22 protein-coding genes are annotated in these 12,127 nt (G+C 62.2%); 21 read left to right on the top strand and 1 reads right to left on the bottom strand.

The window, feature by feature from the left end; all coding sequences use genetic code 11:
* Positions 1 to 8 precede the first annotated feature (8 nt).
* Positions 9 to 134 carry a hypothetical protein gene (locus QE394_RS15575; protein ID WP_261618682.1) on the top strand — a complete coding sequence of 42 codons (126 nt, stop codon included), beginning with the start codon at positions 9 to 11 and terminating at the stop codon, positions 132 to 134.
* Positions 135 to 191: 57 nt separating this feature from the next.
* Here QE394_RS15575 and QE394_RS15580 read toward each other — a convergent pair whose 3' ends face one another.
* On the bottom strand, positions 192 to 1,631 hold the full coding sequence (locus QE394_RS15580; RefSeq protein ID WP_349035015.1) for a GH1 family beta-glucosidase: 1,440 nt from the start codon (positions 1,629 to 1,631) through the stop codon (positions 192 to 194).
* 433 nt (positions 1,632 to 2,064) lie between these two features.
* Between QE394_RS15580 and rpsJ the strand changes: the two genes are divergently transcribed.
* From rpsJ to rplO, 20 genes are all read left to right on the top strand, one after another.
* On the top strand, positions 2,065 to 2,373 hold the full coding sequence (gene rpsJ / locus QE394_RS15585) for a 30S ribosomal protein S10 (RefSeq protein ID WP_003803825.1): 309 nt from the start codon (positions 2,065 to 2,067) through the stop codon (positions 2,371 to 2,373).
* A 17-nt stretch (positions 2,374 to 2,390) separates the two neighbouring features.
* Positions 2,391 to 3,041, top strand: a complete 651-nt coding sequence (gene rplC, locus QE394_RS15590) for a 50S ribosomal protein L3 (protein WP_015937852.1) — start codon at positions 2,391 to 2,393, stop codon at positions 3,039 to 3,041.
* A 4-nt stretch (positions 3,042 to 3,045) separates the two neighbouring features.
* Complete coding sequence (gene rplD, locus QE394_RS15595) at positions 3,046 to 3,666, top strand: 50S ribosomal protein L4 (protein ID WP_056075375.1); 621 nt, start codon at positions 3,046 to 3,048, stop codon at positions 3,664 to 3,666.
* The gene (gene rplW, locus QE394_RS15600) at positions 3,663 to 3,968 is read left to right on the top strand and encodes a 50S ribosomal protein L23 (RefSeq protein WP_056075372.1); all 306 of its coding nucleotides are present in this window, start codon (positions 3,663 to 3,665) and stop codon (positions 3,966 to 3,968) included. Before rplD ends, rplW begins: the two co-directional genes overlap by 4 nt.
* Before the next feature lie 29 nt (positions 3,969 to 3,997).
* Positions 3,998 to 4,837 carry a 50S ribosomal protein L2 gene (gene rplB / locus QE394_RS15605; RefSeq protein ID WP_015937850.1) on the top strand — a complete coding sequence of 280 codons (840 nt, stop codon included), beginning with the start codon at positions 3,998 to 4,000 and terminating at the stop codon, positions 4,835 to 4,837.
* 12 nt (positions 4,838 to 4,849) lie between these two features.
* Entirely contained in the window at positions 4,850 to 5,131 is a 282-nt protein-coding gene (gene rpsS, locus QE394_RS15610) for a 30S ribosomal protein S19 (protein WP_003803803.1), read from the top strand.
* A gap of 38 nt (positions 5,132 to 5,169) precedes the next feature.
* On the top strand, positions 5,170 to 5,535 hold the full coding sequence (gene rplV / locus QE394_RS15615) for a 50S ribosomal protein L22 (RefSeq protein WP_009358304.1): 366 nt from the start codon (positions 5,170 to 5,172) through the stop codon (positions 5,533 to 5,535).
* On the top strand, positions 5,536 to 6,366 hold the full coding sequence (gene rpsC, locus QE394_RS15620; RefSeq protein ID WP_056075369.1) for a 30S ribosomal protein S3: 831 nt from the start codon (positions 5,536 to 5,538) through the stop codon (positions 6,364 to 6,366).
* Entirely contained in the window at positions 6,367 to 6,783 is a 417-nt protein-coding gene (gene rplP, locus QE394_RS15625) for a 50S ribosomal protein L16 (RefSeq protein WP_015937848.1), read from the top strand. It begins immediately after the preceding gene.
* A 2-nt stretch (positions 6,784 to 6,785) separates the two neighbouring features.
* Positions 6,786 to 7,115 (top strand): 50S ribosomal protein L29, encoded by a 330-nt coding sequence (rpmC, locus tag QE394_RS15630; RefSeq protein ID WP_015937847.1) that lies wholly within the window; start codon positions 6,786 to 6,788, stop codon positions 7,113 to 7,115.
* Positions 7,112 to 7,417 carry a 30S ribosomal protein S17 gene (rpsQ, locus tag QE394_RS15635; RefSeq protein WP_015937846.1) on the top strand — a complete coding sequence of 102 codons (306 nt, stop codon included), beginning with the start codon at positions 7,112 to 7,114 and terminating at the stop codon, positions 7,415 to 7,417. Before rpmC ends, rpsQ begins: the two co-directional genes overlap by 4 nt.
* 468 nt (positions 7,418 to 7,885) lie before the next feature.
* A complete protein-coding gene (gene rplN / locus QE394_RS15640; RefSeq protein WP_003803789.1) occupies positions 7,886 to 8,254 on the top strand; it encodes a 50S ribosomal protein L14 in 369 nt (122 codons plus the stop codon).
* Between the two features lie 3 nt (positions 8,255 to 8,257).
* A complete protein-coding gene (gene rplX, locus QE394_RS15645) occupies positions 8,258 to 8,620 on the top strand; it encodes a 50S ribosomal protein L24 (RefSeq protein WP_015937845.1) in 363 nt (120 codons plus the stop codon).
* Positions 8,620 to 9,201: a 50S ribosomal protein L5 gene (gene rplE / locus QE394_RS15650; RefSeq protein ID WP_015937844.1), complete on the top strand. Its 582-nt coding sequence runs from the start codon at positions 8,620 to 8,622 to the stop codon at positions 9,199 to 9,201. The genes rplX and rplE overlap by 1 nt, the downstream gene beginning before the upstream one ends.
* 79 nt (positions 9,202 to 9,280) lie before the next feature.
* Entirely contained in the window at positions 9,281 to 9,679 is a 399-nt protein-coding gene (gene rpsH, locus QE394_RS15655; protein ID WP_015937843.1) for a 30S ribosomal protein S8, read from the top strand.
* An 18-nt stretch (positions 9,680 to 9,697) separates the two neighbouring features.
* Positions 9,698 to 10,234, top strand: a complete 537-nt coding sequence (gene rplF / locus QE394_RS15660; protein ID WP_056075367.1) for a 50S ribosomal protein L6 — start codon at positions 9,698 to 9,700, stop codon at positions 10,232 to 10,234.
* Between the two features lie 2 nt (positions 10,235 to 10,236).
* Entirely contained in the window at positions 10,237 to 10,620 is a 384-nt protein-coding gene (gene rplR, locus QE394_RS15665) for a 50S ribosomal protein L18 (protein ID WP_015937841.1), read from the top strand.
* On the top strand, positions 10,617 to 11,333 hold the full coding sequence (rpsE, locus tag QE394_RS15670) for a 30S ribosomal protein S5 (RefSeq protein ID WP_015937840.1): 717 nt from the start codon (positions 10,617 to 10,619) through the stop codon (positions 11,331 to 11,333). The genes rplR and rpsE overlap by 4 nt, the downstream gene beginning before the upstream one ends.
* A gap of 2 nt (positions 11,334 to 11,335) precedes the next feature.
* On the top strand, positions 11,336 to 11,542 hold the full coding sequence (gene rpmD / locus QE394_RS15675) for a 50S ribosomal protein L30 (RefSeq protein ID WP_056075363.1): 207 nt from the start codon (positions 11,336 to 11,338) through the stop codon (positions 11,540 to 11,542).
* Positions 11,543 to 12,028, top strand: coding sequence for a 50S ribosomal protein L15 (rplO, locus tag QE394_RS15680; RefSeq protein ID WP_056075360.1), 486 nt, complete (start codon positions 11,543 to 11,545; stop codon positions 12,026 to 12,028).
* The last annotated feature ends 99 nt before the right edge of the window (positions 12,029 to 12,127 follow it).

A 12,127-nucleotide genomic window follows, 5' to 3' on the forward strand; every position in this document is an offset into this window, starting at 1 on the left:
AGCTCATCATGGGATGGCTTATTTTCCTGATCGTAGCCGCTGCCGTGGTGGCCGGGGTCTTCTGGGCGAAGAAACACTTCCGCCACGAGATCGACCGGGCAAAGCGGATTAACAGGGCCAACAAAAACCAGTAAACGGCACCGGCAGATGCTCCACGCCCTGCGGGGTGACTCTGCCAAGGCCACGGCTGCTTACCCGGCGGACTGCCCCCTGCGGGCCCGGGAGAGGGCCTGATACCAGTAGAACGATTGTTTCGGCGTACGCTCCTGGCTGGTGAAGTCGACGTGGACCAGGCCGAACCGCTGCGAGTACCCGGCCGCCCACTCGAAATTGTCCATGAGGGTCCAGACGAAGTAGCCGCGAAGGTCCACTCCGGAGGCGATCCCGCCCGGGGCCGTAGCTTCCAGGGCGGCTCCCAAGTGCGAGGCCAGATAGCTGACGCGCTCACCGTCCTGCAGGGTTCCGGATACTGTGTCCGGTTCGGGGAAGCTGGCACCGCCTTCTGTGATGTAGACCGGCGGGAGCGCCGCACCGTACCGGTCCCTCAGTTCCTGCAGCAGGACACCCAGGTGCCCGGGGGCCACGGGCCAGCCGAAGCCCGTGTTGCTGAACTCCGGGTAGCCCACCTCGTGGAAGGGCAGCCGTGCCACGGCCTTGTGCATGTCCGCAGGGATGGGGGCGACGCCCCGCCCCAGGGCCACCTTGACCGGGAAGTAGTAGTTCAGTCCGTAGAAATCGAGTGGCTGGTGGATGGTGCGCAGGTCGGAATCAGAGATGCGCCCGATCGAGCGCAGCCACGGCCGGGCATATACCGGAAGGTTGGGATAGCGGCCCAGCAGCACCGGGTCTGCATAGATCCTGTTCATCAACAGGTCGTACAGGTGGGCCACCAGCCGGTCTCCGATCTTGCGGGACGCCGGACGGATGGGGGCGTGCAGGTTCGTGACTCCAATCCCGCCCTGGACGCCTGCTGCGCGGAGTGCCTGGGCGCCCAGTCCGTGGGCCAGGAGCTGGTGGTGGATGGAGGGGAGCGCGTCGAACATCAGGGCCCTGCCAGGGGCATGGACGCCGAGGGCGTAGCCGTTGAGCGTCACGGAGACTGGTTCGTTGAGCGTGACCCACTGCGAGACGCGGTCGCCGTACCGTTCCCCGGCGGCAGCAGCGTACTCGCCAAAGCGTTCCGCGGTTTCCCTGTTGAGCCAGCCGCCGCGGTGTTCCAGCGGCAGCGGAGTGTCCCAGTGGTACAAGGTGGCCATGGGGGCGATGCCGGCTTCCAGCAGCTGGTCGATCAGCCGGTCGTAGAAGTCGAGGCCCTCCGGGTTGAGCCTGCCGCGGCCATCGGGTTGGATGCGGGGCCAGGCGAGGGAGAACCGGTAGGAGTCGACGCCGAGCTCCTTCAGTAGCGCGACGTCCTCTGGCAGCCGGTTGTAGTGGTCGCACGCGATGGCGGGGGAGTGGCCGTCGATGATGGCGCCGGGCTTTTGGGCAAACGCGTCCCACCCGGACGGGCCGCGGCCGCCGTCGGCCAGCGCGCCTTCGATCTGGAATGCCGCCGCAGCCACGCCGAGGGTGAACGACGGCGGCATGCGGGTGGCCAGTTCGGTGACGGATTCGGTGCTCTCCAGCGTCATGTCCCCATCATCCATTCGCCGGGCAGCCGGGGCAATGGGTGGGCTTGCAGGAGTATCGAAGAGTGCCCGCCAGGCGATGCGCCAGGGCCGATTCAGGCGATTGGCTTCTGCCGCAGATATCCGGCATACTAGATGAGTTGTTCAAGCGCTTCTTCGTGTCCCGATCCGGATAATGCCGGGTGTCAGGGTCCAAGTGGAAGCCCAAACATAACCCACCCCAATGGAAAATGCGGATTTGTTTGCGTGTACAGCGCGACACGCCCGACCGCGGGGGTCGGTTGCGCCGGCAAGGTGAGGAACCCGGATTCATCCGGATTCAGTTTGTGCGGCGGATGGTGGTTACGACCTCAATTGCTTCGGCAGCCATACAACAGGTAAGTGAACAGGGCAGCCCTAACCCGGGGAAGCACAGACTGAAAGAGAGTCAGGCGACATGGCGGGACAAAAAATCCGCATCCGGCTGAAGTCATACGACCACGAGGTCATTGACGTTTCAGCACGGAAGATCGTTGAGACGGTCACGCGCGCAGGCGCAACGGTAGTTGGCCCCGTGCCGCTGCCCACGGAGAAGAACGTTTACTGCGTTATCCGCTCTCCGCACAAGTACAAAGACAGCCGCGAGCACTTTGAAATGCGCACGCACAAGCGTCTTATCGACATCATCGATCCCACGCCCAAGGCTGTCGACTCGCTCATGCGCCTCGACCTGCCGGCCGACGTGAACATCGAAATCAAGCTGTAGGGAGGTGCTGAGAAACTATGACCGCAACCCGTAACGTAAAGGGCCTGCTGGGCACGAAGCTCGGCATGACCCAGGTCTGGGACGAGAACAACAAGCTCATCCCCGTCACTGTGGTCCAGGCAGACTCGAACGTCATCACCCAGCTGCGCAACGCAGAGGTAGATGGCTACGTCGCCGTTCAGATCGGCTACGGCCAGATCGATCCCCGCAAGGTCACCAAGCCGCTGGCTGGTCACTTTGAAAAGGCAGGCGTCACGCCTCGCCGCCACGTCGTCGAACTCCGTACCGCAGATGCTGCCGAGTACGAGCTGGGCCAGGAGCTGTCCGTTGAGCTCTTCGCTGCCGGCCAGAAGATCGACGTCATCGGCACCACCAAGGGTAAGGGCTTCGCCGGTGTTATGAAGCGTCACGGCTTCCACGGTGTTGGAGCTTCCCACGGTGCCCACAAGAACCACCGTAAGCCCGGTTCAATCGGTGGCGCATCCACCCCGAGCCGCGTCTTCAAGGGCATGAAAATGGCCGGCCGCATGGGCGCCGTGCGTCACACCACGCTGAACCTCACGGTCCACGCGGTTGACGCCGAGAAGTCGCTGCTCCTGATCAAGGGTGCCGTCCCCGGCGCCCGCGGCCAGGTCGTCTTCGTACGTACCGCCGTGAAGGGAGCCTAGTTCAATGGCTAACACTGTCCAGGTTGACCTGCCTGCCGAGATCTTCGACGTCCAGACCAACGTGCCGCTGCTGCACCAGGTTGTCGTTGCCCAGCTCGCTGCTGCTCGCCAGGGTACCCACAAGACCAAGACCCGCGCTGAAGTTTCCGGTGCAGGACGCAAGCCGTTCAAGCAGAAGGGCACCGGCCGCGCCCGTCAGGGTTCAATCCGTGCTCCGCACATGACCGGCGGTGGCGTTGTCCACGGTCCCACCCCGCGTGACTACAGCCAGCGGACCCCCAAGAAGATGATTGCTGCTGCACTGCGCGGCGCACTGTCTGACCGGGCCCGCAACGGTCGTATCCACGTTGTCGCTGACCTGGTTGAAGGCACCAAGCCCTCCGCCAAGACCGCACTGGCAACGCTGCGCGGCGTTTCCGACCGCAAGAACCTGCTGGTCGTCATCGAGCGCGCCAACGATGTTGCTGCACTGTCCGTGCGCAACCTCACCGGTGTCCACGTTCTGTACGCAGACCAGCTGAACACCTACGACGTTCTCGTCTCTGATGACGTTGTCTTCACCAAGGCTGCTTACGAAGCATTCGTTGCCGCTAAGGCAGCTAAGAACGAGGAGGATGCCAAGTGAGTGCAGCCACCATCAAGGATCCCCGCGACGTCGTGCTTGCACCCGTCGTGTCGGAAAAGAGCTATGGCCTGATCGACGAGGGCAAGTACACCTTCCTGGTGGACCCCCGCTCGAACAAGGCTGAGATCAAGCTGGCCGTGGAGAAGATTTTCTCCGTCAAGGTCGAATCGATCAACACCATCAACCGTGCCGGTAAGCGCAAGCGCACCAAATTCGGATGGGGCACCCGCAAGAGCACCAAGCGTGCAATTGTGAGCCTCAAAGAAGGCACCATCGACATCTTCGGCGGTCCGCTCGCGTAGCGGAGACCACTTTAACGAGGAAATAAATTATGGGAATCCGTAAATACAAGCCGACTACCCCGGGCCGTCGTGGCTCGAGCGTAGCGGACTTCACCGAAATCACGCGGTCAACGCCGGAAAAGTCGTTGGTACGTCCGCTGCCCAAAAAGGGCGGCCGTAACAACACCGGTAAGATCACCACCCGTCACAAGGGTGGCGGACACAAGCGCCAGTACCGTCTGATCGACTTCCGTCGCCACGACAAGGACGGCGTTGACGCCCGCGTTGCCGAAATCGAGTACGATCCGAACCGTACGGCTCGCATCGCCCTCCTGCACTACGTTGATGGCACCAAGCGTTACATCATCGCCCCGAACAAGCTGTCCCAGGGCGACTTCGTAGAGGCCGGCCCCAACGCTGACATCAAGCCGGGCAACAACCTGCCCCTGCGCAACATCCCCGTGGGTACCGTTGTGCACGCAGTGGAGCTGCGTCCGGGCGGCGGTGCCAAGATGGGCCGTTCCGCCGGTGCATCCATCCAGCTCGTTGCCAGGGAAGGCCGTTTCGCCCAGCTGCGACTGCCCTCCGGCGAAATCCGCAACGTTGACGTGCGCTGCCGCGCAACCGTCGGCGAGGTCGGCAACGCCGAGCAGTCGAACATCAACTGGGGCAAGGCCGGCCGCATGCGCTGGAAGGGCGTCCGCCCGACCGTCCGTGGTGTAGCCATGAACCCGGTTGACCACCCGCACGGTGGTGGCGAGGGTAAGACGTCCGGTGGACGTAACCCCGTCAACCCGAACGGTCAGCGTGAAGGCCGCACGCGCCGCCCCAACAAAGAGAGCGACAAGCTTATTGTTCGTCGCCGTCGTACTGGCAAGAACAAGCGATAGGAGCCTGGACACATGCCACGCAGCCTGAAAAAAGGTCCTTTCGTTGACCAGCACCTCTTTGTGAAGGTAGCCAGGGAAAACGAAAAGGGCACCAAGAACGTCATCAAGACCTGGTCCCGCCGTTCGATGATCATCCCCGACATGCTCGGACACACGATCGCCGTACACGACGGACGCAAGCACATTCCGGTGTTTGTCACCGAGTCGATGGTCGGGCACAAGCTCGGCGAATTCGCTCCCACGCGGACATTCCGCGGCCATGTCAAGGACGACCGTAAGGGCAAGCGCCGCTAGGCGCCTGCACTTACGTCAAAGACGAGAGAAGGAAAGCAATGGAAGCCAAGGCAATTGCGCGCCACATCCGCGTAACGCCTATGAAGGCCCGGCGCGTCGTCAACCTTGTTCGTGGTTTGCAAGCGAATGAGGCTCTGGCAATTCTGAAGTTTGCCCCCCAGGCAGCTTCGGAGCCGGTATTCAAGGTAGTTCAGTCGGCAATCTCCAACGCCCGGGTCCTCGCGGACCGCGACGGCGTTGCGTTTGACGAAGGCGACCTCATCATCAGCGAAGCGTTTGTTGATGAAGGCCCGACCATGAAGCGGTTCCAGCCGCGTGCCCAGGGTCGTGCATTTCAGATCAAGAAGCGCACCAGCCACATCACCGTGGTAGTCGCTACCCCGGAGAAAGAGGAGGCTCGCTAAGTGGGACAGAAAGTAAACCCGCACGGGTTCCGACTCGGCATCACCACCGATCACGTATCGCACTGGTTCGCTGACAGCACCAAGGCCGGACAGCGGTACAAGGACTTCGTTCGCGAAGACATCCGCATCCGCCAGCTCATGTCCACGGGCATGGAGCGCGCCGGCATCGCCAAGGTCGAAATCGAGCGCACCCGTGACCGTGTCCGCGTGGACATCCACACGGCCCGCCCGGGTATCGTCATCGGCCGCCGTGGAGCAGAAGCAGACCGCATCCGCGGCGAGCTCGAAAAGCTCACCGGCAAGCAGGTCCAGCTGAACATCCTCGAGGTCAAGAACCCCGAGATGGAAGCACAGCTGGTTGCCCAGGGTGTTGCAGAGCAGCTGACCTCACGTGTGGCTTTCCGCCGCGCGATGAAGAAGGCCATGCAGTCCGCACAGCGTGCCGGTGCCAAGGGTATCCGTATCGCTTGCTCGGGCCGCCTGGGTGGCGCTGAAATGTCCCGCTCGGAGTTCTACCGCGAAGGCCGTGTGCCCCTGCACACCCTCCGCGCGAACATCGACTACGGCTTCTACGAAGCCAAGACCACCTTCGGCCGCATCGGCGTGAAGGTCTGGATCTACAAGGGCGACGTCACCGCCAAGGAACTGGCCGCACAGGCTGCTTCGGCACCGTCCCGCGGACCCCGCTCCGACCGTGGCGGACGCCCGGGTGGCGCTGACCGTGGTGACCGCCGTCGTCGCAACGACCGCCCGGCCGCTGACGCAGCTCCTGCTGCAGAGGCTCCGGCAGTTGAGGCTGCACCTGCAGCAGCAGAAGGAGGACAGGCTTAAATGCTTATCCCACGTCGAGTCAAGCACCGTAAGCAGCACCACCCGGGTCGTTCCGGCGCTGCTACGGGCGGCACCGAGGTCTCGTTCGGCGAGTGGGGTATCCAGGCTCTGAGCCCGGCATACGTCACCAACCGTCAGATCGAATCTGCCCGTATTGCGATGACCCGCCACATCAAGCGTGGCGGTAAGGTCTGGATCAACATCTACCCGGACCGTCCCCTGACCAAGAAGCCTGCCGAAACCCGCATGGGTTCCGGTAAGGGTTCACCGGAATGGTGGGTCGCCAACGTCAAGCCGGGACGGGTTCTCTTCGAACTCTCCGGTGTCAATGAAGAGGTAGCTCGCGAGGCCCTGCGCCTGGCAATCCACAAGCTGCCGTTGAAGGCACGCATTGTGCGTCGCGAAGGTGGTGAGTAGAAATGGCAGTAGGATCCAAGGATCTGGCTCCCGCGCAGCTGGACGGTTTCGACAACGAGCGTCTCGTAGAAGAACTCCGTAAGGCTAAGGAAGAGCTGTTCAACCTGCGTTTCCAGTCCGCCACCGGTCAGCTGGAGAACCACGGTCGCCTGCGTGCAGTAAAGAAGGACATTGCACGCATCTACACCGTTCTCCGCGAACGCGAGCTGGGCATTCGTGCCGAGGTTGCCGCACCGGTTGTGGAAGCCAAGGAAGAAAAGAAGTCCAAGAAGGCTGCAACCAAGAAGGCCGAGAAGGCTGAAACGGCTGAGTCCGAGGAGGACGCCAAGTGAGTGAAAAGGACCAGAACGTGACCGAATCTGCTACTGCAGCCACGGCTGAGCAGCGCGGTTACCGCAAGACCCGTCGCGGCTACGTGGTCTCCGACAAGATGGAAAAGACCATCGTCGTCGAGGTTGAAGACCGCGTGAAGCACGCACTGTACGGCAAGGTCATCCGCCGCACTTCCAAGGTCAAGGCACACGACGAAGAGAACACCGCCGGCATCGGCGACCTCGTTGTCATCGCCGAGACCCGTCCGCTGTCCGCCACCAAGAACTGGCGGCTCGTGGAAATTCTCGAAAAGGCCAAGTAGCACCTGCTGCTTCGCTGGAAGCCCCTGTTCCCGTTGCGGGAGCGGGGGCTTCCTCGTTTAACCACCGGGGTGGGGGACGACGACGGCGGGCGGGCGGCGCGGGGGAGCGGCACCCCGGGTGGGGCGAACGGCTGCCGTGCGTGGCGTCGTCGTACGTCCTGCGCTGCTTGCGGGGCGGTGCTTCCTGGTGATATGGGAACTGGCGAAAAGCATGCTAGGATATTGAGTTTGTATGGCGCCTTCTGTGCGCCGTCATCAACCTCGTAAACAAGCGTGCCACAGCACAGTGCCCCTGTGCGCCCGGGATCCGTCCCGGACCGGATGGGAGCAACTGCTTCTGGCACAGGCGTTTAGGCCTGGTCTGGCAAAATCCAGGCGGGTCAAGAGACACCCCGATCAACCGTTCCGCAAGGCTCATTCCGTAGCAAGACCACGGCCTGAGAACCGGCGCGACGCAAGGAGTAAATAGTGATTCAGCAGGAGTCGCGACTCAAGGTCGCCGACAACACGGGTGCTAAGGAAATCCTTACCATTCGCGTTCTCGGTGGATCCGGCCGTCGCTACGCAGGCATCGGTGACGTCATCGTCGCCACCGTCAAGGATGCAATCCCGGGCGGCAACGTAAAGAAGGGCGATGTTGTCAAGGCAGTCATCGTCCGTACCAAGAAGGAACGCCGCCGTGCGGATGGTTCCTACATCAAGTTTGACGAGAACGCAGCTGTGATCCTGAAGAACGACGGTGACCCCCGCGGTACCCGTATCTTCGGACCGGTTGGTCGTGAACTCCGTGACAAGAAGTTCATGAAGATCGTTTCTCTGGCTCCGGAGGTGCTCTAGTCCATGGCTGCAAAGATCAAGAAGGGTGACCTGGTTCAGGTCATCACTGGCGCCAAGGCTGAGCGCGGCGGCGACCGCGGCAAGCAGGGCAAGGTTCTGCGCGTCTTCACCGACACCAACCGCGTGCTGGTTGAAGGTATCAACCGCGTCACCAAGCACACCCGTGTTGGACAGTCGCAGCGCGGCACCAAGACCGGCGGCATCGAGGTCGTAGAGGCCCCGATCCACATTTCCAACGTGGCCCTGGTTGACCCGTCGACCAAGAAGCCGACCCGTGTGGGCTTCCGCCTCGACACTGTGGAGAAGAACGGTGTCAAGAAGACCGTCCGTATCCGCGTGTCCAAGAGCTCCGGGAAGGACATCTAATGACTGAGACTCTCGAGACTCCGGCAACGAAGATCGTTCCTCGTCTGAAGACCAAGTACGCCGAATCCATCAAGGCAACGCTCCAGGATGAATTCAAGTACGAGAACGTGAACCAGGTACCCCGCCTGGTGAAGGTTGTTGTGAACATGGGTGTTGGAGATGCCGCCAAGGACTCCAAGCTGATCGACGGCGCTGTCCGCGACCTCACCCAGATCACCGGCCAGAAGCCGCAGGTTACCAAGGCCCGCAAGTCGATCGCACAGTTCAAGCTGCGCGAAGGCATGCCCATCGGTGCACACGCTACCCTGCGTGGCGACCGTATGTGGGAATTCGTGGACCGCCTCGTTTCGCTGGCCCTGCCCCGTATCCGCGACTTCCGCGGCCTCAGTGGCAAGCAGTTCGACGGCAACGGCAACTACACCTTCGGTCTGACCGAGCAGGTTATGTTCCACGAAATCGACCAGGACAAGATCGACCGCGTTCGCGGTATGGATATCACGGTCGTTACCACCGCCAAGACCGATGACGAAGGCCGCGCGCTGCTCAAGGCGCTTGGTTTCCCGTTCAAGACCGAAGCTTAATTAGCTACGTAAAAGGTCCGGCCGCACAGCTTCCTGAAGCTTGCGGCGGAAACCGTTACGAGGAAGGGCAAGAGCCCAAATGACAATGACAGATCCTGTCGCAGACATGCTTACGCGCCTGCGTAACGCAAACTCGGCATACCACGACTCCGTGTCTATGCCTTACAGCAAGCTGAAGGCACGCGTTGCTGACATCCTCAAGGCCGAAGGTTTTATCGCCGGCTGGAAGGAAGAAGACGCAGAGGTTGGCAAGAAGCTGACTCTCGACCTGAAGTTCGGTCCGAACCGCGAGCGTTCCATCGCTGGCGTCCGTCGTATCTCCAAGCCGGGTCTTCGCGTTTACGCGAAGTCCACCAACCTGCCGCACGTGCTGGGTGGCCTGGGTATCGCAATCCTGTCCACCTCTTCCGGGCTCCTGACTGATAAGCAGGCCGGCAAGAAGGGCGTGGGCGGCGAAGTCCTCGCCTACGTCTGGTAACGGGAAAGGAAGAGAATAATGTCACGTATTGGACGTCTCCCCATCACCGTTCCTGCCGGCGTTGAGGTCAAGGTTGACGGCTCTGTCGTCAGCGTTAAGGGTTCCAAGGGCGAGCTGAGCCACACTGTGGCCAGCCCGATCGAGGTTGCACTTGACGACACCACCCTGACCGTCAGCCGCCCGAACGACGAGCGCGCCTCCCGTTCACTCCACGGCCTGACCCGCACCCTGATCGCCAACATGATCCAGGGCGTCACCGCAGGCTACGAGAAGAAGCTCGAAATCGTTGGCACCGGTTACCGCGTGCAGGCCAAGGGCTCTGACCTTGAGTTTGCCCTCGGCTACAGCCACCCGGTCAACGTTTCGGCTCCGGACGGCATCACCTTTGCAGTAGAGGGTCCGACCAAGCTCTCTGTCTCAGGCATCAATAAGCAGCAGGTCGGCGAGGTTGCTGCCAACATTCGCAAGCTGCGGAAGCCTGACCCGTACAAGGGCAAGGGCATCCGTTACGCCGGCGAAGTCATCCGCCGCAAGGTCGGAAAGGCTGGTAAGTAACCATGGCCATCGCCATTAACAAGAAGCGTACGAACAAGAGCAAGGCTGCTGGTCGCAGCCGCCGCCAGCTTCGTATCCGCAAGCGCATTTCCGGTACGGCTGTCCGCCCCCGCTTGGTGGTCAACCGCTCCGCACGCCACGTATTTGTCCAGGTTGTCGATGACACCATTGGCCAGACCGTAGCAAGCGCGTCCACCCTGGAAGCCGACCTCCGTGCATTCGACGGTGACAAGACTGCCAAGGCCAAGCGCGTTGGCGAGCTCGTTGCCGAACGTGCCAAGGCTGCCGGCGTCGAGGCTGTTGTGTTCGACCGTGGTGGTAACAAGTACCACGGCCGCATTGCAGCCGTCGCTGACGGTGCTCGCGAAGGTGGGCTGTCACTGTGACCGAAGCAAACAACGAAAAGGACACTGTGTCTGCAGATCAGAAGGCACCCGAGGCCGCAGCTGCTGAGACCACTGCCCCCGCCACCGACGATCGCCGTGGTGGCGCCCGTCGCGGTGAGCGTGGCGACCGTGGCCAGGGCCGTGGCGACCGCGGTGGCCGTGGCGGCCGCGATGGCGGCCGTGACGCCGAAAAGAACCAGTTCGTAGAGCGCGTTGTCACCATCAACCGCGTTTCCAAGGTCGTCAAGGGTGGTCGTCGCTTCAGCTTCACCGCACTCGTCGTCGTTGGTGACGGTAACGGCATGGTTGGCGTCGGCTACGGCAAGGCCAAGGAAGTTCCCGCAGCTATCGCCAAGGGCGTTGAAGAAGCCAAGAAGTCCTTCTTCCGCGTTCCGCGCGTTGGCAACACCATCCCGCACCGCGTGCAGGGTGAAGCTGCTGCGGGCGTCGTTATGCTGCGTCCGGCTTCCGCCGGTACCGGTGTTATCGCCGGTGGCCCGGTCCGTGCAGTACTGGAGTGCGTGGGCATCCACGACATCCTCTCCAAGTCGCTCGGTTCCTCCAACGCCATCAACATCGTTCACGCGACCGTTGATGCCCTGAAGCGCCTCGAAGAGCCGGCAGCTGTGGCAGCACGCCGCGGCCTGCCGCTGGACGAAGTTGCTCCGGCGGCACTGGTGAAGGCCCTCCTGGCTCCGAAGGCAGGTGTGTAGTCATGGCTAAGAACCTGGTTCCCTCCGACGCAAAGTTGGAAATCACCCAGATCAAGGGCGTCATTGGCGTCAAGCAGAACCAGCGCGAGACCCTGCGGTCCCTCGGCCTGAAGCGCATCGGACACAGCGTTGTCCGTTCCGCAGACGCCGTGACCGTGGGCATGCTCAACACGGTTCCGCACCTCGTGAACGTTGAGGAGGCGAAGTAAATGGCAGAGAAGACTGCTGAACAGGGTCAGGCTGCTGAGAAGCAGAACGCCCTGAAGGTTCACCACCTGCGTCCTGCCCAGGGTGCCAAGACCGCCAAGACCCGTGTGGGTCGTGGCGAGGCATCCAAGGGTAAGACCGCCGGTCGCGGTACCAAGGGTACGAAGGCCCGCTACCAGGTAAAGGCTGGCTTTGCCGGCGGCCAGCTGCCGCTGCACATGCGCCTGCCCAAGCTGCGCGGCTTCAAGAACCCGTTCCGCGTTGAGTTCCAGGTTGTAAACCTGGACAAGCTCAACGAGCTGTTCCCCGAAGGTGGCGCAGTCACCGTGGAGAACCTGGTCGAAAAGGGCGCCGTTCGCAAGAACCAGCCCGTCAAGGTGCTGGGCACCGGCGACATCACCGTCAAGGTTGACGTCACCGCCCACGCATTCTCGGCCAGCGCCGCAGAAAAGATCGCTGCTGCAGGCGGAAGCACCACCTCCCTCTAGGGCGGTGGGGCGCGAGCCCGTAGCTGAACTCCCGGTGACCGGGGCCCAGGCCCTGGTCACCGGGAGTTTTTTCATCCCCACAGCCGTTCCGTTAGTCGC

Origin of the sequence: Pseudarthrobacter sp. SORGH_AS 212 (assembly GCF_030818145.1) — a bacterium.
GTDB lineage: Bacteria > Actinomycetota > Actinomycetes > Actinomycetales > Micrococcaceae > Arthrobacter.